This window comes from Desulfospira joergensenii DSM 10085, from assembly GCF_000420085.1.
Taxonomy (GTDB): domain Bacteria; phylum Desulfobacterota; class Desulfobacteria; order Desulfobacterales; family Desulfobacteraceae; genus Desulfospira; species Desulfospira joergensenii.
Window position 1 is genome coordinate 365946 of record NZ_ATUG01000002.1, and the last position, 22012, is coordinate 387957.

17 protein-coding genes and 1 riboswitch are annotated in these 22012 nt (G+C 50.4%); of the genes, 3 read left to right on the top strand and 14 right to left on the bottom strand.

Features of this window, described 5'->3' with window-relative positions; all coding sequences use genetic code 11:
• Positions 1–6 precede the first annotated feature (6 nt).
• The 13 genes from cobJ to F608_RS0114060 form a co-directional block, all read right to left on the bottom strand.
• On the bottom strand, positions 7–795 hold the full coding sequence (cobJ, locus tag F608_RS0114000) for a precorrin-3B C(17)-methyltransferase (protein WP_022666277.1): 789 nt from the start codon (positions 793–795) through the stop codon (positions 7–9).
• Positions 792–1886 carry a cobalamin biosynthesis protein gene (locus tag F608_RS0114005; protein WP_022666278.1) on the bottom strand — a complete coding sequence of 365 codons (1095 nt, stop codon included), beginning with the start codon at positions 1884–1886 and terminating at the stop codon, positions 792–794. The genes cobJ and F608_RS0114005 overlap by 4 nt, the downstream gene beginning before the upstream one ends.
• Positions 1864–2646: a precorrin-4 C(11)-methyltransferase gene (cobM, locus tag F608_RS0114010; RefSeq protein ID WP_022666279.1), complete on the bottom strand. Its 783-nt coding sequence runs from the start codon at positions 2644–2646 to the stop codon at positions 1864–1866. Before cobM ends, F608_RS0114005 begins: the two co-directional genes overlap by 23 nt.
• Entirely contained in the window at positions 2633–3919 is a 1287-nt protein-coding gene (locus tag F608_RS31955; RefSeq protein WP_022666280.1) for a bifunctional cobalt-precorrin-7 (C(5))-methyltransferase/cobalt-precorrin-6B (C(15))-methyltransferase, read from the bottom strand. Before F608_RS31955 ends, cobM begins: the two co-directional genes overlap by 14 nt.
• Positions 3920–3926: 7 nt before the next feature.
• Positions 3927–4982: a nucleoside recognition protein gene (locus F608_RS0114020; RefSeq protein ID WP_022666281.1), complete on the bottom strand. Its 1056-nt coding sequence runs from the start codon at positions 4980–4982 to the stop codon at positions 3927–3929.
• Positions 4979–5683 (bottom strand): precorrin-2 C(20)-methyltransferase, encoded by a 705-nt coding sequence (cobI, locus tag F608_RS0114025; RefSeq protein WP_022666282.1) that lies wholly within the window; start codon positions 5681–5683, stop codon positions 4979–4981. The genes F608_RS0114020 and cobI overlap by 4 nt, the downstream gene beginning before the upstream one ends.
• Positions 5683–6645 carry an ABC transporter substrate-binding protein gene (locus F608_RS0114030; protein WP_027362750.1) on the bottom strand — a complete coding sequence of 321 codons (963 nt, stop codon included), beginning with the start codon at positions 6643–6645 and terminating at the stop codon, positions 5683–5685. Before F608_RS0114030 ends, cobI begins: the two co-directional genes overlap by 1 nt.
• Entirely contained in the window at positions 6602–7378 is a 777-nt protein-coding gene (locus F608_RS0114035; RefSeq protein WP_022666284.1) for an ABC transporter ATP-binding protein, read from the bottom strand. Before F608_RS0114035 ends, F608_RS0114030 begins: the two co-directional genes overlap by 44 nt.
• Positions 7378–8397, bottom strand: coding sequence for a FecCD family ABC transporter permease (locus F608_RS0114040; protein WP_022666285.1), 1020 nt, complete (start codon positions 8395–8397; stop codon positions 7378–7380). Before F608_RS0114040 ends, F608_RS0114035 begins: the two co-directional genes overlap by 1 nt.
• A 478-nt stretch (positions 8398–8875) precedes the next feature.
• A riboswitch (cobalamin riboswitch) is annotated at positions 8876–9059 on the bottom strand.
• An 84-nt stretch (positions 9060–9143) separates the two neighbouring features.
• Positions 9144–11258: a hybrid sensor histidine kinase/response regulator gene (locus F608_RS34835; protein ID WP_051148574.1), complete on the bottom strand. Its 2115-nt coding sequence runs from the start codon at positions 11256–11258 to the stop codon at positions 9144–9146.
• Position 11259: 1 nt separating this feature from the next.
• Positions 11260–11757, bottom strand: coding sequence for a Rab family GTPase (locus F608_RS0114050; RefSeq protein ID WP_022666286.1), 498 nt, complete (start codon positions 11755–11757; stop codon positions 11260–11262).
• A complete protein-coding gene (locus F608_RS0114055; RefSeq protein ID WP_022666287.1) occupies positions 11750–13510 on the bottom strand; it encodes an OmpA family protein in 1761 nt (586 codons plus the stop codon). Before F608_RS0114055 ends, F608_RS0114050 begins: the two co-directional genes overlap by 8 nt.
• 12 nt (positions 13511–13522) lie before the next feature.
• Positions 13523–14131: a hypothetical protein gene (locus F608_RS0114060; RefSeq protein ID WP_022666288.1), complete on the bottom strand. Its 609-nt coding sequence runs from the start codon at positions 14129–14131 to the stop codon at positions 13523–13525.
• Between the two features lie 400 nt (positions 14132–14531).
• Here F608_RS0114060 and F608_RS31965 point away from each other — a divergent pair, with 400 nt between their 5' ends.
• On the top strand, positions 14532–14951 hold the full coding sequence (locus F608_RS31965) for an iron-sulfur cluster assembly scaffold protein (protein WP_022666290.1): 420 nt from the start codon (positions 14532–14534) through the stop codon (positions 14949–14951).
• Here the strand turns inward: F608_RS31965 and F608_RS0114075 are convergent.
• Entirely contained in the window at positions 14948–17524 is a 2577-nt protein-coding gene (locus F608_RS0114075; protein WP_161626862.1) for an ATP-binding protein, read from the bottom strand. The two genes, F608_RS31965 and F608_RS0114075, sit on opposite strands and share 4 nt — an antisense overlap.
• A 267-nt stretch (positions 17525–17791) precedes the next feature.
• Between F608_RS0114075 and F608_RS0114080 the strand changes: the two genes are divergently transcribed.
• On the top strand, positions 17792–19546 hold the full coding sequence (locus F608_RS0114080; RefSeq protein WP_022666292.1) for a mechanosensitive ion channel family protein: 1755 nt from the start codon (positions 17792–17794) through the stop codon (positions 19544–19546).
• A 321-nt stretch (positions 19547–19867) separates the two neighbouring features.
• Positions 19868–22012 carry an HDOD domain-containing protein gene (locus F608_RS31970; protein ID WP_022666293.1) on the top strand — a complete coding sequence of 715 codons (2145 nt, stop codon included), beginning with the start codon at positions 19868–19870 and terminating at the stop codon, positions 22010–22012.

The following is a 22012-nucleotide window of genomic DNA, read 5'->3' on the forward strand; positions in this document are numbered from 1 at the left end:
CTACCTTTATTTTTCAATACCATATTTTTTCGTATATCCCCTGGGCGTAAACATGAAATCCATATACTGCATGGATGTGCTTGAACCGATAAAAAGCACCGTCTGCATGCCCACCTCTGCCGTGTCCACCCGGTCCAGGGTGGTAAAGGAGATCTTTTGATTTTCCCGCATGGCTCCGGTAACCACGGCCACGGCCGTTTCTCCTGGCCGGTGTTCCATGATCAGGTCCCTGGCCCGGGTCAGCTGCCAGTCCCGTTTTTTGCTCTTGGGATTGTACAGAACCATTACAAAATCAGCCATGGCAGCGCAGGACAGTCGTTTTTCAATGGTTTCCCACGGGGTGAGCAGATCACTTAAAGAGACGGCGGCAAAGTCATGGGTCAGGGGGGCGCCGGCAAGGGCAGCCCCGGCCGCCAGGGCCGGGATTCCCGGGACCACTTCCAGCACAAGGCCGGTTTCCTCAGCATCGGATGAAGCAGAATTCCTGAGAATCTGGATCCCCCTTTGGGAGCAGATTTCAAAGACCAGGCCGGCCATGGCATAGATACCCGGATCTCCTCCGGAAACCAGGGCGCATGAAACACCTGACAGGGCCTGGTCAATGGCCTGCTCCACCCGGTCCACTTCCTTCATCATACCGGTGGATATTATTTTTTTATCCAGAACAATATCCTTTATCAGGTCAATATATGTGGTATATCCGGCGATACAATCTGCCTCCCGGATGACCTGTACGGCTCTTTGGGACATATGATCCTGGCTCCCCGGGCCGGTGCCGACAATAAATAGTTTCATATTTCCAGGGCCACAGCCAGGGTAACATCCCGGTTCTTTTTCTTGGGAACAATGAGTTTCCCGTTGTTGGCCGCCAGAATGGCTGCTGCTTCGCATACGCTTTTTACTCCCAAATGTTTTTCGACCATCTTGGATGGGTTTTCAATGGTTTTTACCGAATTAAGGCTGGTTTTGTCATAAAATTTTATGGGAACTCCCAAGGTCTCCGAGAGCCTTAGCAATCCTTTTTCATCCTTTTTTATTTCTGTGGTGGCAATGGAAACCAGACTGTCCAGACTCAGGTTTTCCCCGGCCATGATGGCGTTGAAAAAATCACGGATAATTTCAAAGGGCGTATTTCGGTTGCACCCCATGCCGATGCTGAGCACCCTCGGCCTCAGAATCATAGTTTCACGTGAAACCTTTTCTGTTTTCCAGGAACAATGGATTCTGGGAACTTCTTTATCCGTTTCATCCTCCAGGAGAAATTTTTTGGGGATGGCTTTACGGATAAATGATCCCGGATCTTTGAGTAGAATTTTTTTGTCTGTTAGAAAAGCCATGTTTATCCGTTTAATATTTTCCGGAGTTTCAATGAATAGATTGCACCTTTTGGCGATCATGTCAATCGAAGGGAGCTGATTCACGTCTGTGGCCGTCGTAATCACCGGGTTGGCTTGGATCCGTCTTGCCAGGTCCCGGGCAAGTTCATTTGCTCCCCCCAGGTGACCTGAGATCAGGCTGATCACATGGTTCCCCTGGTCGTCAATCACCACGACCGCCGGATCAGCCAGCTTGGATTGGAGGAGGGGGGAAATCATTCTCACGGCAATTCCTGTGGAAAAAATAAACACATGTTTTTCATACCTCTGAAACCGGCGTTTAATTTCTCTTGAAAGGCTGGAGAAAATATTTATATTTTCCGGACGACCCAATGGGTAAGACGGTTTCCCGGTTTCCGGACCGTTTTCTATTTTTTCACTTATGAAGAGATCTGCCTTTCCAATTCCGGAACAGATTCTGATTCCAAGTTTCTGGCCGTTGGGGGTAATGGCCCAAACAGCCATGGGTTTTTTGGGGCCATCTCCCTTATTCGGACTTCCGGTAGCCATGGGAAAATCCTGGATCGTATAATTTGGATTTGATCAGCTCGCTGTTCCCCATGCTGGCTTCAACGGCTCTGCCCACCAGGATGAGTGCATGGCGGGTGATATCGTTCTCCTGACATGTCCGGGTCAGCTCTCCGGTTTTGCAGTAAAGAATCTTTTCTTCCGGATGACTGACCTTGTAAGCCACGGCACAGGTACTGTCCTTTCCATAATGCTTTTTAAGTATGGTCTGGACCTTCTCCGTATGGGCCATGCTCAGATAGATGGCCATGGAGGACCCGTGGGCGGCCAGTCTGTCCAGGTCCTCTGTGTCCGGGACCGGGGTCCTTCCCGCAATACGGGTAAGGATCAAGGTCTGGGTGACCTCGGGCAGGGTGAACTCCATTTTCATTTTTGCCGAAGCGGCAAAGGCCGCCGTAACCCCCGGAAGAACCCGGCAGGGGATATCGAGCTTTTCCAATTCCCGGATCTGTTCGAATATGGCCCCGTACATGGAGGGATCACCGGTGTGGAGCCTGACCACCCTCTTGCCTTCCCCGTGGGCCTGACAGATCATATCGATAATCTGATCCAGGTTCATGTCCGCACTGGATACGGTCCGGGTCTGCTCTCCTTTCCAGCAGAGAACGGCCTCGGGAACCAGGGAGCCGGCATAGATAACGAGATCGGCTTCTTGAATGGCCTTCATCGATTTTATGGTCATGAGTTCCGGGTCCCCGGGACCGGCTCCTGCGAAAACCACCTTTTTTTTATTCTTTTCCATTGGCGCTCTCTTTCTTTTCCACGTCCATGGGCTTTGCTCCCCAGACAATCCATACCGGGTTCAAGGCTTCCATGCGGTCACCGTAAGGCATGGGTCTGGATCGAGAAACCTGAACCTGGACCATTTGCGGGCTAAACCCGTGTTTTTTCAAAACATCGAGGGATTTCTCCATGTTCTGGATTAATACGGTATTGATCACAATAACTCCGTTTCCCATGAGGTTCCGGCAGGAAACCTGGATAATGCTTTCCAGATCCCGGCCTCCTCCGCCGATAAATATTCTGTCCGGAGGGGCAAGCTCCTGGGTCCCCTCGGGAAACTTCTGGTTAAGAACCTTGATATTGGAGCAGTTGAATTTTTTAATGTTCTCTACAATATTGGCAATCCTGTTGGGATTCTTTTCAAAGGAATAGACATGGCCCCATGGAATCATTCCCGAGGCTTCAATGCCCACGGAACCGGATCCGGAACCCACATCCCACAGGACATGGTCTTTTTGTTTGAGTTGAAGCTTGGACAGGGCAATGCTCCGGATTTCAGATTTTGTGATCAATCCTTTTGAGTGGCTGAATTGTTCGTCATCCATCCCCAGGTATGTTTCATGTGAAACATTATCCCTGTTTTGCCCGTAATGATTTGCTGTATCCAGCCCGGGTCGCAGCAGAATAACGAGATTGGGATGGGAAAAAGTCTGGTCTTTGATTCCGGCGTAATTATCAAACCAGGTGATCTTTTCACGGTCCTTGTCACCAAGTCTTTCCAGGACACAGACCCTGAAGCCATGGAGTCTGAACTGAATGAGGCTGTCGGCAATAAATGCAGGGTCGTTCTCGGGATCGGTTAAAAAAGCGACCTTGTTTTTTCGGGCCAGACTGGAAAAGGAAAAGTTCTTTTTGGCCTGACCGTGGAGGCTGATGATTTCCGCATCGTGCCAGGGTTCACCAATGGCGGAAAAGGCAGCGGAAACCGAAGATATGTTGGTCTGTATCCGGAGCTGGTTTTTATCCATTCGTTTTACAAGGGTAGACCCGATGCCGTAAAACAGGGGATCCCCCGAAGCCAGGACCACCACCTTTTTATGGGCCATGCGCTCCTGGATTTCCCGGATGAGGTCTTCCATGCTGCCCCTGATGACAAGACGCTCCCCTCCATGGGAGGGAAAAAGTTCAAGCTGTCTTTTACCGCCCACAAGGATGTCTGCCCCTTCAATGATCTCAAGTTGCTTTGCCGTGAGATCCTGTTTTCCCATGCCCAGACCGATTACCTGTATCATATTCACCTCATGCCGCAAAAAAGTATAGGGTTCCGGCCAGGATGATGCTTGCCACCCTGAAGGCCTGACCAGACAATAGCAGTTGCAGTCCCATTTTGGGAGAAAAAATTCCCATATATCTGGGTATCTGGTGTCTCAGGGCCCGGATGGGAAAGGCCAGGACATTCCCAAGCAAAAGGGCGATAACGGTCTGTTTTATGGAGAGCACCCCTGCATCCATCAAGGCTCCGGCCGCGGCAAACCCGGAGGTGAACTCTGCTGCAAAACTTAATACCACCACGGATAAGGATTCCACCGGGATCAGCTTCAGGGATACATACCGGGTAACGGCCTGGTTCAGGTAGGTGAAAAATCCGTTTGCATTGAGGATGAAGACCAGGGTGTAGATGGGCAGAACCCAGGTCAAAATATTGGAAATCCGGATGGGAAGGCTTTTTTTGATCCTGGTGATCAGGGCTGAATATCCGGTTCCAGAGGGTTCATTTGCCTGGGATCCTTTATCCGTTGGCCCGGAAAGCAAAGAGGGCTCCGGCAGAAAAAAATGTCCAAAAATAAAAAAGCAGGCCGTTCTGAAGGCCGTGGCCCCAAAGGTGAGGAAAAAGTAGAGGGCGCCTGCAAATCCGGTCAGGGGAAGAACAATGAACATGGTTGTGGGAAGGTGAAGAAAAAAGGCCGGAAACTGATTCACGTAATTGGACAGAAACAGCTGGAGCTTTGTAATTTTTTTTTGTTCGTAGAACTCAAGCAGCATGGCATTGGCAGCGGCCCCGGAAATAAATGCCGTGGTAAAGGCCGCGCTGCAGTGATGCCCCAGGTTTGAAAATCTGAAAAAGGGGCGGGCCAGGACCGCGGCCTGGCGGGTCCACCCCATGCCTTCGATGATCTGTCCGGCCAGAAGCCCGATACAGATGAAAACCATGAGCCTGAACAGGGGAAACCCCAGTCTTGAGACAAGGGTGTCCATGTTGACGCTGTCCGTAAAGACAAGGCAGAACCCAATCATGCACAGGGTCACTCCCAGGGAAATCCCCAGGTTTTTAATGCTGAGTTCCTTCTTTTTCATTTGGAGGCCAGAATCAGGGTCCAGTAATCTGGGGCCCTCAGGGCCAATGCATCCAGGTTATCGATGATTTCTTCATTTTCACGGCCGCATTTGGAAACGGCCACGGATTTTTCAAACAGGCCGGTCTCCTTTAATGCCACATTGATATCCTCGATATTTTTATAGGCTTTGACAATGGCCACATTTTCAACGCTTTGAATGTTCCTGATCCGGCTGCCGCCGTAGGCCCCGGATGTCAGCAACAGGGACTCTTCCCCTTCCACCAAAATGCGGTTCAGCCTGGCCGCGGCTGCGTGAAACGAAGTGATGCCGGGGATGGTTTCAATGTCCGCGTCCGGCATGATCTGATCCATTTTCTTTAGAATATAGCCAAAGGTCGAATAGGTTACCGGGTCACCCAGGGTTAAAAAAACGGCGGTTCTGCCCTTGTCCAACTCCCCTGCGATCTGCCGGGCATTGGCTGTCCAGGCTTCATCTGCTTTTTCCCTGTCCTTTGTCATGGGGAACCCCAGTATCTCCACCCTGGCAGAAGAAGAAATATAGGGAGATGCAATTTCAACGGCCAGGCTGTAGGGGTTTTTGCTGGAGGCGGCCGTAAAGATCACATCGGCCTCCTTGATGGCCCTGACCGCTTTCACTGTGATGAGTTCCGGATCTCCGGGACCCACTCCCAGACCGTATAACTTGCCTTTTTTTTCCATTATTTTTCCTTTTCCATATCCAATTGGGCGAAAACATCGGGGTAAAGCATATGCCCGATGGCCTTTATACCCTGGTAGAGCCTGGGCACGGGCCTGGAGACGATGTTTTCGTCTATTAAAAAAACCTGACGGGTTTTCACGGCTTTGATAATTTCAAACCCGGGTTCATCCATAATCATTTCAAGGTTTACGGGATTCATTATCCCTTTTTGGGCAAGGAACACATCGATTCGGGATGCCTTTTCCAGGATCTGTTCCTTGCCGTATATGGCAATATTGGTATTCCGGGATGACCGGGCGTCCGGTGCCACATTGATTCCTCCGGCCGTCTCCAGGGCAAAGATGGGCATGGCGCCCGGAATAAAGGTTTTCATCCGGCTGTGTATGGCTTCGAAAAAGACTTTTTTCCGAACCTTTACCCTGCTTTTTATCCGGTTTTGAACCCTGCTGATTTTATCCTTAAACCCCCGGACCAGTCGTTTCGCCTCTAAAGAGCGGCCGGTAAGATCTCCCAGGGTCAGCCAGTAATCGTACATTTCATCTACGCTGGAGGGCTGAAGGGAAACGACTTTTATTCCGTATTGTTCCAGCTGTTGGATAAATTTAGGATATCCGTTGTCAATCATGGGCCTGACCAGAACCAGGTCAGGTCTTTCCGCCAAAAACCGTTCCGGATCGTCATGGTATGAGAACCTTTTTTTGGATTTCACCTGGACCGGATAGGTGTCATTGACAGAGACTCCGATGATTTCACGGTCCAGGCCCAGGGCGAATAGATTCTCCGTATGGGCCCCGTAAAGGGAGATAATCCTGGCAAAGGGTCTGGATACGTCGATCTCCCTGCCCTTTTTATCAATGACGACATGGGCGGAGCAGGGCAGGGCCAGGGCCAGATAAAGCCCCAGCACAAGCAGAGCCTTACGCTTTTTTAAAATAGGCCTGTCTGGCCTGAAGATATTCATTAAATTCAACCTTTGATTTTACCTGAAAAACATTTTCAATGGTTTCCCGGGTCAGGACATCCCTGGTGGGGCCGGCAGCCCTTATCTCACCATTTTTTAAAAAGAGCAGTTCATCCGCCCAGGCCGAGGCCAGGTTCAGGTCATGGAGAACCGCAATGATAATTTTATTCTGGGTCAAAACCGAGTTTTTCACCATATCGAGTATATGCAGGGTATGGTTGATATCGAGGTTTGAAAAGGCCTCGTCCAGCAGGAGAACGGGTGTGTTCTGGCACAAAGCCCTGGCCACGACACAGCGCTGTTTCTCTCCGCCGGACAACTCGGTAACCTTCCGTTCTCTTAAATCAAAGATTCCTGTGTCCATCATGACCTGGTTGACCCGGTCTCTGTCAGTCTGACTCGGGTGACCGAACCTGTCAATATAGGGGTGTCTTCCCATCATCACCACCTGGCCCACGGTAAAGGGAAAGTTTATCTCATGATTTTGTGAAACAAGGGAGATCATCCTTGCCGTTTCAAGTTTTGACATGGCTGAAATGGAGCGGTGGTCGACAAGAACAGACCCGCGGTCGGGCAGGAGAAATCCTGAAATAAGGTCGAGCAGGGTTGTTTTCCCGCTGCCGTTGGGACCGAGAATGGCGTAAAATGTCCCCTGCTGAAATTCGGTGCTCAGATCTTCTAAAACGGGTCTATCCCCGTAGGTAAAGGAAATATTTTGAATTTGGATATCCATCACTTTAACCTGCTTTTTTTGAATATCCAGCAGAAAACCGGCCCCCCTGTCAGGGCGGTAAGCACACCGATTGGGATTTCATGGGGAAGAACCGCCCGGGTAATGGTATCGGCAAACAAAAGGAGTACCGCCCCTGCCAGCATGGATACGGGCAGCAGCTTCCGATTGTCGGGTCCGGTCAGGAATCGAATCATATGGGGGACCAGAAGGCCGACAAATCCGATGATTCCGGATACGGAAACAGATACGGCAGCCAGCATGGACCCGGTGAGCAGGAGGATGAGGATCACCTTTTTCAGATCGACCCCGAGGCTGGATGCGGCCCGTTCTCCCAGGGAGATGATATTCAGGTCTCTGGCATAGAAAATGGAAACCAGGAGACCAAAGAGCAGAAAAAGAAAGACCACCAGAAAATTAGCCCAGGTTTTGGAGGCAAAGCTGCCCATGAGCCAGAAGATAATGACCGATACCTGATCATTGGCCAGAAATTTTAAAAAGCTGATGCCGGCGGATAAAATGGCAGCCACGATGATGCCGGACAGGATCAGGTTGTTGGAAGACAATCTGCTGACGCTTCCCTGACCGCCTCCCCTGGAGGAGGAGGAATAGGACAGGAATATGACAAAAAACAGGGTGGCAATGGCCCCGGCAAAGGCAAACCCGGGAATGGACACAAATGCGGCCCCCAGATTCAGGAGAATGGCAATGCTGGCCCCGAATGCAGCTCCCGCTGAAACGCCAAGGGTGTAGGGGTCTGCCAGGGGGTTGAGAAGGATTCCCTGGAAAAGCACCCCGGACAGGGAAAGGGCCCCGCCCACGGCGGCACAGGTGAGGATCCTGGGAAGCCTGACATGGAAGATTACCGCATAAAAAGTTTCCGACTGGGCAGTGTCCAGGGTGAGGGTATTAAAGAGTTTTCCAAGGAGGATATGAAAAATTTCCTGAACCGGAATCTTGATATATCCCATGGACAGGGAGATCAGGATCATGGCCCCGAGAAAAAGGGAAAACAGGATCACCAGAACTCCTGTTTTCCCTCCTGTTATGGCAACCGGTATACGCATTAATGCCATAATCACAGGCTGTCGCCCGTATCCTGGGCAGTCCTCCCAAAACAGACTGCCCAAAGATATTTTGATTCTCTCTTCCGGTTTCCATCTGAAAAAACAGACGGAAAAAACTTCGCGGTAAAAAAAACGAACCTTTTTGTTCTATGCATCATTTGCTCGCGTCAGCTTTTGTCCTGGGATAAGCAAGAAACTGGACAGATTTCTTTTGGATATTTCTTATATCCAAAATAGTTTCACGTGAAACTATGGTCAGAGCCTACTTGGCTCAGCCCCCAAAACCATCCGGTTCCCTCCTTTCATTAAAAATTCTTATGCAATCCCGGGTTTACGGAAAAGGGCATTAAAAAACCCACACCAGCAGTGCTGGTGTGGGATCCGTTTTTTCCTCAACCTTAACTTAATTGATCTACCCAAGTCCTCGCAAGCAATACGATCAATTGTCCAGGCAGGTCTTCTGACTTCCGGATCGACTTACTTGTCACGCCTTCCCCATGAAAGATCAAAGGTGGCTTTGGTGAGGTTCATCCCCGGTTACAGCGGCGGGTCCGTTCCTGAATTTCACAGGATTCCCTTTCAACTGCCAATGCAGTACCTGAAGTTCCTGAACCATACCCCCTTGAATTAAAAGTGTCAAGAAAAAAGGAAAACCTGTATAATTGGGATCTTAGTTGAGACTCAGCCTGTTTTTTTCTGGATTATTTTCCAAGGGCTATACGAATTTCCCTTGAAAGAAGGTTCATACCGAAAGGTTTCATGAGAATTTTTTTAATCCCGATTTTTTTCATGGTATCCGGGTCCATTTCATCATGATATCCAGAACAGAGGATGACGGGCATGGCGGGGTCGGCCGTAAGGATCTTTTCCGCAAGGCTTTTGCCCGTCATTTTCGGCATGAGCATATCGGTGATGACAAGATCAAAATCATGTTCCCCGCTCAGAAAGATGTCCAGGGCTTCCAGGCTGTCATTGCAGAGGATCACCCTGTACCCCAGCTGTTCCATGATCTGTTCTATCATCTCGGTTTGATAGGATTCATCATCCACGAAAAGGATCAGTTCGTTGTTTCCCGGTTCAAAGGACTGGTAAGCCGGCGCGGCATTATCGTCTGAATCAAAACAGGGAAAAAGAACTTTGAATTCAGTGCCCTGCCCGGGTTTGCTCTCAACACTGATATGCCCCCCGGTTTTGGTGATGATGCCGTGGACAACGGAAAGACCGAGCCCGGTGCCCTTATCCTTACCCTTTGTGGTGAAATAGGGATCAAAAATTCGTTCCAGCATGTCCTTTCTGATACCGCATCCCGTATCCCCGACCACCAGGAGGAGATGCTGCCCGGGGCTGAGTTCCGGCATTGCAGAGGTATCTCCCTCGGACAGGGTGGTGTCCCTGAGGCAGACCGTGAGTGTGCCTCCTTCTTCCTTCATGGCATGCCAGGCATTGGTGCACAGGTTCATCATGACCTGATGCATCTGGGTTTGATCGGCCAGGATATAGGCATCGCTTTGCAGGTCGGTTTTAAAATCGATAAAAGCGGGAATGGTCGCCCGGAGAAGTTTAAGGGCTTCCTTAACGATCATACTGAGCTGAAGAGGCCGTTTTTCATATTCGGTCTGGTGGCTGAAGGTCAGGATCTGACGGACCAGATTTTTGGCCCGTTCAGAGGCATTTAAGATCTGTTCCAGCTTGGGTTTGATCGGGTCCGGGGCCTGGGCCAGGGAAAGTTCTGAAAACCCGATGATGGCGCCCAGAATATTGTTGAAATCATGGGCAATTCCGCCGGCCAGGGTGCCGATGGCCTCCATTTTCTGGGATTGCCTGAGCTGCTTTGCCACCTCCCTTCGTTCCCTTTCAGCCCTTTTGCGCTGCTTGAGTTCATTGGCCAGCCTTAGGTTGGCCTGTTCCAGATCCCGGGTTCTCTCCTTGACCCGCAATTCCAGTTCATGGTGCAGATCCTTTAATTTTTTCCCGTTCCGTTTCAGGCTGTGGTAGTGGAGGGCGAGATCCCTGCCCTTTTGAATAATGGTCTGCTTTTCAATGGGATCGCAGACATCGTTGGCTATGATGAGCATTCGTTTTCCGTGGATCACCACGGCCGTGGCCTCAAATAAAAACTCTTGTCCGGTGTGGTCTTTTTCAATCCAGAGACCGGATTTAAAACTCTCCTGGGGATTTTTCAGCCATCTTGATTTTGCTTCCTGGATAAAATTTCCCAGGAAACTGAACACATCTTCCGGGCAGGGCCGGCCGGAAACCAAGAGGTCTGAGTGGGGAAGTTTGTCGATCCACTGGGGCGGACTTCCCAGCAGGATGAATTCATCCTGGTCATTCATCTCCAGCACGGCAAAGTTCAGAGCCCTGAAAAGATCCTCCATAAAAGGTGTGTTTTTTCCCATGACCCTGGTATGGGATTCCCGGCGGAGCAGACTCTTCTGCTTTTCAATGAGCAGACTGAGTTCGTTGCATTTTTGCTGGGTCTCGGTGAAAAAGGCCTCTTTTTGTGAGGCGTCCCACAGGATAAGGCCATATCCGGGACCGGATTGAAAAACAAGGGCGTCTACCGTGACCTGGGGCGTCATCTGGATACATGAAAATTCCATGGACCCGTTTTCCAGGGGCAGAATCCCCTCCATGAAAATGACAATATCCGATATGGGAGTATTTGTCCGGGGATTCCCAAGGTTCAACTCGGAAAGGTTTCCGCCCCATTCCAGGATGTTTCCTGTTTTGTCTGTGATGAAGTAGACCAGCCTCGATTCTCGAAACACCCGGGAACACAATTGTTCCAGGATTACGCTTGCGAAAGCCGACATTTTATTTCTCCACCATTTTTCGGGTTAAGAGTTCAAAAGCCTGGTCCACATCTTCTCCGGTTTTGGCACTGGTCAGGATGACATGGATCCCTTTTTTATCTATTTCATTTAAATCTTCGGGGTCAATTTCCCAGTCTTCCTTTAAATCCACCTTGTTGACCACAAGGATAAAGGGAAGCGTCCCCATGGTATTGTCTGCAATCTGTTTGAGGTTCAATGCCGTGGAAAGAGTGGTTTTCCGGGTGCCGTCGGCCACGAAGATCAAACCGGAAGATCCCTTTAAATAGGAGAGGCGGACGTGCTGAAAGTCATCCTCACCGTGCAGGTCCCAGATGATGAGATCCACAGGGGAATGGTCCAGATCCACCCGGGTTTTTTCAATTTTAACTCCAATGGTGGTATGGTATTTATCTGAAAAAATGCTGTGGACATACTGCTGGACAAGACTGGTTTTGCCCACGGCAAAGGCCCCCATCATGCAGATCTTTTTTTTAATCATTTTTATTCCCTTTGGGCATGGAAAAACCCCTGAATGTTACGGCCCGGTTGAGTTGCCTGTCTTCCCTGCTGATCTCTTCCCTGAGTGGGATTTTGTCCCCGACTCCGGATATGCTCATCAAAGAGGGATTGACCCCGTTGATGAGCAGGTGGCTGAACACCTTTTCTGCCCGGTCACGGCTGAGCTTCTGGTTTCTTTTTTCTGTTCCGGAGGAATCCGTGTGGCCCAGGATCATGATCCGGAAGGGGATTTTTAACCGGGCCTGGAGGACCTGGATACGGCCGATGATCTCTGCCAGCCGCTGGAACACATCTTCCTGTCCGTCCACCAGCCGGGTGCTGTTGGTACGAAAGTATATTTTTTCAGATTCCAGTTTTTTTGACGCCTGTTGGAACTGGATTTTTTCGGGGTTGATAAGCAGGGAGTCATCATAGGAGTCGATTCCCGGAAGGGCTGCCGCGGATTGACGAAGGGTTTCAATCCATTCCTGGGAAGCCTCTCCCCGGACGATGAGTCTGGATTCCGACAATGAGAGCTTGACGGTCTGGGGCGGTTTGAGCCTGTTTTTTGCCCGCTGGATCACAAATTCCGGATCAAGGCTGTAAAAGGGGGTCCAAAGGGCCCGGACTTCCCTGGAGAAAAATCCCTGGTTCTCAGGAAAATCCGGAAGGACCTGAACCAGGGGGTCCTTGAACCCCTGAATCTGGTATCGGCCGAACCTCTTTTGGGCAGACAGGAGGATGATCCCCTTTTGGGTCTTGAGCCGGGTGAGATATCCCTGCCAGGCAAGGTGGGACTTGTAAAGGTTGAACCCGATAAAACCCATGGCTGAGATCAAGACAAGAGCCGTGACCCAGAGCAGGGGCGATACTTTTTTGTCATGGCTTTTTTCCTGGGAGTCAAGCCCCTGCTTGAGGGGTTCCCTGAATACGGCAAAGGGAAAGGGATCCCCGTCAAACTCCGATAAAGTGTTTCCGGCTTTTAGATGGATCTCCTCAAGGAGCTCCCTGTACTTGATCCGCAAGGCCATTGGGGGCGTTCCCCGGATCACTGCGGCCAGGAGGGCTTGCTCTCCCTGCTCAATCCATACGCTCCGGTCCGATCCCATACGAAGGGTGTCCAGTTCTTCATCTTCCTCCCCGGGGGTAAAGGAATCCTTGATAAAATCCTGAATGGCCGTGAGCATGGCTGAAACCAGGTCAGGATCCTGGACAAGGGCTTCCCCGGCAACCACATGTTCAAGAACGATTCCCGATTTTTTATGGATGAGAAAAATTTGTTCCACTCGAAAAAGAAGGGTGTGCAAAAGGACGATTTCTCCAAAGGGTTTCCCGGTTTTTAGGGCCTCAAACCGCCACTTCAGGCCCTGGATGGAAAAACTGTGATTCAATGCCTGGTTCAGGGACTGGATCATCCCCATGATGGTGGATGAAATGGCTTTTCTGATACCGGGACCCAGGGCCGGGAATATGGCATCGGCAAGGGCCTTGGGGTTTTTTCCCACTGAGGATTTGATGGAATTGTCAATCACGGGCTGGATCACCCGTGCAAGTTTGCCGCCGGCCAAAACAGAGAGGGAAATGGCTTCAGGCAGGGTCTGGCTGATCTCCCGGGCTCTGACCATGGGATCGTCAAGCCGGGTTTCGATCTTTTGAATCCTCGCCTTTTCAGGCTGGATCAGCAGATCCTTCAGGGTCTCAAGGGCATCGTTCCCATTTGGTTTTGAGTCTATTTCGGGTGGCTTTTTCTCCATGGGACGAGAAGTCTATCCTTCGGGAGTGACAATGGATCCCAGGTTGTCTTCTCCTGAGAGCCGCATGGCCAGTTCCAGGAAAAACCCGGAAAGATCCGAGCGGTTGACCTTGGCTTCATCCAGTTCCCTTGCCGTTTGCTTGAGATGGGTTGAGGCCTGGTCATGCTTTGACAAAATCTCCGCAGACAGCTTTTTGGATTGCTCCAGGATCTGTTCCCGGAGCTGTGTGGATTTTTCCGCCAGGTTTTCTTCCTCCTGGACAAGTTTTTTGGTCAGGGACTCAAAGGATTCTTTCATTTCCCTTTGAATCTTATCCTGGGAATCGGACCGGTCATTGGATTCGGTTTTGATCCGCAGGTTAATGTCTTTGATCTCCTGTTTGACATAGGTTTCCAGGGAATCGATCCGTTTTAGAATCTCTTCTTTGAGTTCCGCGGCTTCCTGGGTCAGTTGCTGCTCCACGCTGGAAAATCGCCTTTCATAATCCCTTGCCTGACTGCCAAAGAGAATATCGCGGATTTTATCCATGTTGCCGGCTTCTGCCAGGTTGGGTCCAGGGGCATTCTGAGTTTCCGTGGGATCGCCGGAATCACTCGGTTTGGCTTTGTGGGGCTTGCTCATTGGATATCTCCTTTTGTTGGTTGGCGAAATGCTGGTTTGCCTGTTAAGAGACTTCTTATTATGTATTTAAGTCTGGGTAGAGTCAAGGCCTTTGCGAATTACAACGAAATTCCATTCAGTGGTTTTCCGGTCGGGAGGCGGCCCGCCCTGTCTTTTGGAACAGATCTCCCATGGCCCGCCCTCTCCCGGCCCTGCATAAAAAGCATTTCAATTAAATTCAAAAACAGACCGGGGTGAAAGGTGAATTTTATGATACCGGGTTTTTCCGGGCTTTTTTTCCCATCCGAGAAAAGCGGATTGACTTTTAACGGATCATTCACAGTTTAGAGCAGATTGGTTTATTCACCTTAAGGGGTAAAACAGACGGCAAAAACGAAGGTCCCTTTACCGGAGAGAAGCAGTGGCAGATAAAGAATTTGATTTTTGGCAGGACCATTCTCTGAACTATTTGAATATGGCCCTTTCCCATGATCGTCAGGAAAGATTGGAAAACCCTGACGGATACGGGAAACGGACCGGGGAATGCGGGGATACGGTGGAGATTTTTCTGATGATCCGGAAAAACCGAATTGAGATCGTTTCCTATGAGATTGACGGATGTATGAATACCAATGCCAGCGCTGCGGCCCTGGTTGAAATGGCAGAGGGCCTGGACATCGATTCTGCCTGGAAAATCACCGACCAGACCCTCATCGATTTTCTGGAAACCATTCCCGAAGAAAGTTTTCATTGTGCGGAACTGGCCGTGGGTGCTTTTTACCTGGCCCTTTCCGATTATCAGAATAAAGCGGTTCAGGCGGACAGGATCGGAAAAACCTAGGCCCTGTCCGAAGCGTTGCGCATCAGACGGTTAACGCTCTTAATATAGTCCAGGTTATTACAGGGTTTGGACAGATGATCCAGGAACCGGTCCTTTTGCTTTAACGCTTTGATGGATTCCAGGAACTCCAGGTTTCCGGATATAAATAAAATGGGAAGGGTTTTATTTTTTTTCCGGATATGCTGGTATACATCCATGCCGTTGAGGTTCCCCCGGAGGATGAAATCAAGGCTGACCAGATCATAGGTGTTTGAGTTTCGTTCGAAAAGTTCGATGCCGGCCCTGCCGGTGTCGACCACATCCACCTGATGCTCATAGGGAGGATGGGAAAGGATTCGGGTCTGGATTTCAGCTATGGCAGACTCATCTTCCACCAGGAGAATATTCCGGCCGGATTTCAGGACGGCTTCAGGGGCTTTACCGGTCTCTATGGATGAGGGCTGTTTTTGAAACCCGGGCAGGCGGATGAAAAACCGGGTGCCTGATTCAGGGGAAGAGTCAAAAAGAATCTTCCCTCCATGCAGATCAACGTATTTTTTAACGTTGGACAATCCATAGCCCGTACCTTTGGTGCCCGGGGGATAGGCCTGGGAGGTATCCCGGCTTCCCTTCAGGGTAAAGGCGGGCTCGTAGATGCGGTCCCTGAACTCCGGAGGAATGCCGCACCCGTTGTCAATGACTTCCAGAAGGACGTCCCTGTCCCGGCAGCAGGTTTTTATGGTGATCCGGGGGGTCTCGGTTTTGCCCAGGGCCTGAACGGAATTCTGGATCAGGTTGATCAGGGTGTGTTCGATCATTCCGGGGTCCGCCAGCAGGTTGGGGGTGTCCGGATGGTCTTCCCTGATCACTTCAATATCAATGAGTTCTTTTTTCAGCAGGTTCAGGACAAGATCTATTTTACGGCTCAGTTTGAAATATTCCTGTTTGGGTTCAATGTCCTTGGCAAAGGCCACCAGGTTTTTGGTCAGATTTTTTCCCCGGACGGTCTGGTCGAGAATCCGGTTGAAAAATTTAGACAGATCCTTGTTGGGGCAGTCCAGCAGTGCCAGTTCGGCGTTTCCCATGATGACCCCCAGGGTATTGTTGAAATCGTGGGCCATTTTTCCGGCGATCTGTCCCACCAGGGCCAGTTTTTTCTGCTCCTCAAAAATCTTCTGGGCCTGTATTTTTTCCTGTTCCGCCTGCTTAAGGGGGGTGATATCGGTATGGGTGCCGATGATTCTTAGGGCCGTTCCCTTATCATCCCTTTCAATGGCCTTGCCCCGCTCAAGGATCCAGACCCATTTCCCGGCCTTGTCCTTCATGCGGAACTCCGTTGTAAAACCCTTGGTCCTTTTTTCAATACAGTCTTTGTTTATCTTAACCAGACGGGGCCTGTCTTCCGGGTGTATCCGGTCGGCCCAGGATCTGGCATCGGGGATGAATTCGTCTTTCCCATATCCGAGCATGGATGTGCAGCCCGGACTGAAATAGATGTGGCCGGTCTCTATATTCCAGTCCCATATTCCGTCCCGGCTGGCTTCCATGGCCAGCCTGAACTGTTCTTCGCTCTTTCTCAGCTGTTCTTCTATCTGTTTACGATCCAGAATTTCCCGGGTCAGGGAAGCGTTTTGTTCAATGAGGTTCCGGGTCTGTTCCGTCACCCTCTTTTCAAGGAGTCTGTTCTGGTCGGCCAGTTCTTTTTTTGCCTGTTCAAGCTGGCGGGTCCGGTTCTTTATGGTGCGGTCCATGTCGGAGATTACCCGGGCCAGCCGGCCGATTTCATTGTCTGGCCTGACCGTGGGCGGCGGCACGAATTCTTCTTCGGACATGTTTTTAATGGCCGATGCCAGGTCTGAAAGGGGAAGAGAAACGGTTCTGGAAAGATAGATACTTAAAAGAAGAGCCAATCCCAGGGAGACGCCCAATGCCCCAAACGAGATGTTTTTTTTCAGGCTGAAATTTTCCATGAGCCTCTTTACCTGCTCTTCCAGTTCTTCCCGGGAGTCTTTCCGGAATTCATGGATGAGTCTTCCTAACTCTCCACTTACAAAGGGCTCTATATCATTTTCCAGGAAAGTTGCGGCTTTTTCGTGGGAGGTCCGTGACAGATCTGACAATTGTCTGATCTGGGTTTCATAGACCTGTACCCCCTTATCCAATCGGCCCAGCCAGAGCTGGCTTTCCATGATTTCGGATTCTTCAGCGCTCAGTTCATGAAATTCTCTGGCCATGTCCTGCTGGGCCTGGTTGGCTTTTTGGGCGGAATCAAGGGCCTTTTTAAAACGGATCAGGGATTGGTGAATCCGTTCTTCTGCCTGGCCGATTTCTTTTAATGCCGCATTCTTTTTATCCGGGGTTCCGGCGTATCCGTATTGGAGGGAAATATGAATCAGTTCCCTGGAGGCGGTATGGGATTCATTCAGGGCATCCTTCATCAAGGAGGTATATGTGGCTTCAACCAGAGCGCCTTTGCTGAATTGGGAAATCTGGTATTCAGATTCCCGGATCAAATCGCGGAAAAGTAAATTAACGGCCAGTATTATGCTCGCCAATATGAAAAGCGAAAATAGCAATCTGCCGCGAATACTCATCTGTTTTCCCCCGGACCCCGAATCATTTATAAAGAAAAATAAGGCCTGCGCTCGGGGTTTGTCAACCAACGAAAAATAGAGAGGAAGATATATTTGACAGTGCAGAAGAATCGTCATCCCCGGCAATAAAGGCTTCAGGCCGTTATCTGCCATGCGAAAACCCGATAAAATAAGGGATGGGGGTTGATGATTTCATGTTTTATGATATGGTTTCTTTCGTTCTGTCAACAATGATTTCATGGCGAAAAATCGGAGGGTACACATCCTATGATTTCCAATTCCATGGCCGTAAACTCTGTTGCCCGGAAAGGGCGACTATTCACGGCCGTCATCACATTTATAGCCGTTACCTGCCTGGTCTGCCAGGCCCAGGACCTTGAAACAAAAACCAGCGAACCCGGAAAAGAGGCGGTTCTGGAGAAATCAGAGGCCCTTTCCGTTGGTGAGGATGAAGCCTCCGGCCGAAAAGATACCTCGATGAACATGCTGGCCTCTATCCTTGACCTGAAAAAAAGTCTGGCCCAGAGAATTGCCCAGAAAAAGGTTTTGCTTGAGAAGAGCGGTTCTGAAACGGAAAAGGCCGTTTTGAAAGAGGAACTGGCCAAACTGGATGAGAGCCTGGCCGGGGCCAATTCGGATTTTGAACGGATTGCCACGGGAATTGACGTGGGGCTGTTTGCCCAGAAGAAAACAAAGAAATTCAACTGGGAAGATGAACTGGTCTCCCTGATAGAACCGGGGATCAAGGAACTCAAACAGCTCACGGCCAAGGCCAGGCATAAAACCCAGCTAAAGGATGAGGTAACTTTTTACAAAGAGTTGCTTCCCATTGCCCGGGAGGCCAATGAAAATCTGGAGGCCCTTCTTTCAAAGGTCGAAGACAGGGTGCTGAAGAAAAATCTTGAGTCCCTTGTGCCTGAATGGGAAAGCGTAGAAAATCAGATCCAGAGCAAACTGGACATCGTCCAGATGGAGCTTGGAAAAATTGAAGCCGATGAGCAATCTCTGATAGACTCCGGCCGGGCATCCATCAAGAATTTCGTCCGGACCCGGGGACTTTTTCTGTTCATTGCCCTGGTCGCCTGTATCGGGCTGGTGCTGTTCTTAAGAGTCCTCCACCGGAAGCTGATCCGGCTCGTCCCCGGGTATTCTGAAAAATACCAACCCTTTCATGTCAAGGCAATCGGTCTTTTTTTCAGGGTATTGACCTTTTTTCTGGCCCTTGTGGTCCTGATCTTTGTATTTTATACATTTGAAGACTGGGTTCTGCTCTCCCTGGCCGTTCTCTTCCTGGCCGGGCTGGGATGGGCGGCTAAAAATACCCTGCCCAGATTCTGGAACCAGGGCCGTCTCATCCTCAATATCGGTCCGGTCAGGGAAGGGGAAAGGGTTGTCCTGGACGGGGTCCCCTGGCTGGTAAAAAACATCAATATGTTCAGCAGTCTGGAGAACCCTGACCTGGGGATTAAACTGAGACTGCCCATTGATGTGCTGATGGACAAGGTTTCCAGACCCTTTAACCGGCATGAACCCTGGTTTCCCTGCCGGAAAGACGACTGGGTCATCCTGTCCGACGGAACCCGGGGATGCGTGACCAGCCTGTCCCAGGAAATGGTGGAGCTGGTCCAGCGCGGCGGGGCGCGAAAAATCTATCAGACCGGAGATTTTCTTTCCCTTGCCCCCCTGAACCTTTCCGCCAATTTCCGGATCAAGGTTGTGTTCGGCATTTCCTATGACCTTCAGGCCCGGTCAACGGGCAGCGTGCTGGAGATTCTGGATCAAACCATCCGGGACCGGATCCGGGACGAAGGATATGAGGATTCCCTGCTCAATCTCAGGGTTGAGTTTGCCCAGGCCGGCGGGTCTTCCCTTGATTTCGTGGTGATTTCCGATTTCAAGGGAGAGATGGCTCCCCTTTACAACCGCCTGGTCAGGGCCATCCAGAGGTGGTGCGTGGATGCCTGCACGGAAAACAGCTGGGAAATTCCCTTTCCCCAGCTTACGGTCCACAAAGGCGGCTGATGTTTTTCCATCCAGGCTGTTTCGCCAACAGGGAAAATGGGTCCGGGAGGCTGGTTTTTTTTTAGACCAAAAGGTCCGGCCCGGACATTGGCTCCTGCCCCTGCCCCGCATGGATGAAAAAGGATGAAAATGATGGGCTAAGTAATTGGATTTTAATTGGATATGCTGTCGTTTCAGTCTCTTGTACATGGCCTGGAAATTATTATTCGCGCTTGGGCTGGATTTGTTATGGGAAATAAGATATGATTTCGAATTATACAGATTGAAGCATTAATGGGAAAAGTATGAAGTTTTTTTCACAAATCTTTAGGTTTTGTTTCAATGACGCCAGAAAGAGATATATTCGCGGAAATTAAAAAATCAAGGCATCTTCCCAAGCTTCCCCAGGTGATGCTGAAACTGATCAAGGCCTGCAATGACGAAAAGTCAAACACCCAGGATCTGACAGATATCATTTCCACGGACCCGGGACTGACCTCCAAACTTCTCCAGATCATCGGATCTCCCTATATCAATCTGCCCGAGGATGTGAATACCATCAAGGGGGCCGTGGTTTACCTGGGACTGGATACCATCCGGAACATCGCCATTTCTTCTTCTGCCATGCATTTTTTCAGCCTGGCAAAAAATCTTCCCGAGTTCAATATCAGCCGGTTCTGGTTCCATTCCTATAAATGCGGTCTCCTGGCCCAGAGGCTTGCCCGGGAGTGCGGGCTGCCCAATACGGAGGAATTCTTTCTGGCCGGACTTCTCCATGACATCGGCAGGCTCATCCTGATCCAGGCCTGCCCCGATGAGTATAAGAGCATTTTAAAGTCCGCTGACGGAGAAGAAGAGATCCTGGTCCAGGAGATGGAAAAATTCGGAGCCGACGCCCCCCGGGTCAGCGCCTGGTTTTTCCGCCAGTGGAACCTGAACCCTCTGATTTCCGGGGCCGTCATGTTTATCAATGAGCCGGCAGATAAAATAAAGAGCGAACTGGTTCAGATCAAAGTGGTTTACATGGCCAATATCCTGGCCAATCCTTCGGCCCTTGAGCGGATTCCCGAGCTGGCATCCTTTTCAGAACTGCCTGGAGATCTTCTCGAAGAGATGACCACAGGAGTGGAACAAGAGGTGATGGAGATGGCCGCCAACCTCGGCCTGAAGCTTGACCAGCCCCAGGGCGGGGAGGATGATACGGCCATTGCCGGCCGGGTCAGGGATTACTCATTGTTTTACGGAACCCTGGAAAACCTGCTCATGGCAAAGGACCTGGACTCCATCATGGAGATCGTCCATAACGGGTTGAAAATCATATTTGATGTGGGGCGGGTCTTTTTTTTCTTCCCGGACCATAAGCAGACCCTTCTTTCAGGAGACAGCTGGGGCCGGGATAAACTTCACAAGATCGTAAAGAGCATTGCCCTGCCCATGTCCAACCGGACCAGCCTGCTGGTCCGGTCTGTCAAGGAAAAGAAGGTTCAGTGCAGTTTCAGATCCGAAAACAAAAAGGTTCAGGCCATCTCCGACACCCAGATTATCCGCCTGCTTGAGGCGGACGGATTTTACACCGTTCCGGTCTTCTCCAGGGAACGGGTTGTCTGTTTACTGGTCATGGGGGTGGACCAGACAGCTGCCCGTCAGATGGACAAGGATCAAGGACTGGTGGAAGTCTTTTCAAGGCAGGTGGGAGTCTGTATGGAAAATATTCTCTTTCACCGGGAATACGCCCTGGACATGAATGAAAAGAAGATGGAAGCCTATGCCACACTCACCAACAGGGTGGTCCATGAGATCAACAATCCCATTGCCATCATCAAAAATTACCTGGAAACCCTGAGATTGAAACTGCCGGACAAGCATCCGGCCCAGGAGGATCTGTCCGTGGTGGGAGAGGAGATGACCCGGGTATCGACCCTGCTTGAAGATCTTTCAGTCTTTGCCAGGCCCAAAATCGGCGGGTTTGAGTTTCTGGACATCAACCGGTTCTGCTCCCGGATCTTTGACCTGCTGAAAAAATCCTTTTTCATGTCCCGGCAGATCGAGGCCACCATGGTTGCAGATCCTGATCTGCCCAGAGTCAAAACCGACGGAAACGCCTTGAAGCAGGTGCTGATCAATTTGTTTAAAAACGCGGCCGAGGCCATGGAAACCGGTGGGAAAATAGAGGTCCGGACAAAATTTCTGGCCGATTCGAGCAAAATAATGATCGATGAGAAAAAGCGGGTCCCCGGTGAGATTGAAATTCAGATATCCGATAATGGACCGGGCATTTCCCCGGAAATAAAAAACCGTTTATTTGAACCCTATAACAGCTCCAAGACAGGGAAAAAGAACTCGGGCCTGGGCCTGGCCATTGTTCATTCCATTGTCAAGGAACTTAACGGCAGAATCACCTGTGAAAGCCGGGAGGGAAAAGGCACCCGCTTTTCCATTTTTCTGCCTGTACTTTCCGGGAACGATGACCCCGGATCGGATCAATAA